The following is a 534-nucleotide window of genomic DNA, read 5'->3' on the forward strand; positions in this document are numbered from 1 at the left end:
CGCCTGTGTGAATGTGGGCGTACAACTGATCAGCCTGACCCAACTGACGATTACGTGTGAAGCGACGAAAGAAAGCCGTACGCTGAACTGGACTGACGCAGATCTGAAAGCTGCTCTGACTGCAGCACAAAACTGAGGCAGATAAAAAACGCTGGCGAGCGACTAGTGTGCTCAGCCAGCGTTTTAAAGTTCATTCCGGCACGGAGCAGGAAGCATGACAGGCAACCTGTTTCTCTGCCGATGACTCATTTCTTCGTCGGTTTCTTCGCCTGCGTCTTTGTCTTGAGCGGCAAGCTGGTTTTCATCTGCGTACTGGCAGCAGGGCGGCTCTGCGTTTTTTTCGACGCAACGGTACCGGCCTTACTGGCTGAAACCGGCTTTGCCGGGTTGGCTTGACCAGCTTTGGCAGGCGTAGCCGTTTTACCCGCAACGGGTCGGGCTGCACTCCCGCGCTTCGTGCCGGCTGGTTTGTTGCTGGCCCGTGCTGCGGGTGATTTTTTTTCGGGTGCTGCCGGTGCAACCGCAGTTGGGGTT

At 56.4% G+C, this 534-nt stretch carries 1 pseudogene; it reads right to left on the reverse strand.

The window, feature by feature from the left end:
* Nucleotides 1-245 precede the first annotated feature (245 nt).
* Nucleotides 246-534 (reverse strand): annotated as a pseudogene (locus tag KDM89_RS19465) (hypothetical protein); the annotation flags it as partial.

It is taken from the genome of Cognatundibacterium luofuense, from assembly GCF_018139685.1.
Classification (GTDB): domain Bacteria; phylum Pseudomonadota; class Gammaproteobacteria; order Burkholderiales; family Burkholderiaceae_D; genus Undibacterium; species Undibacterium luofuense.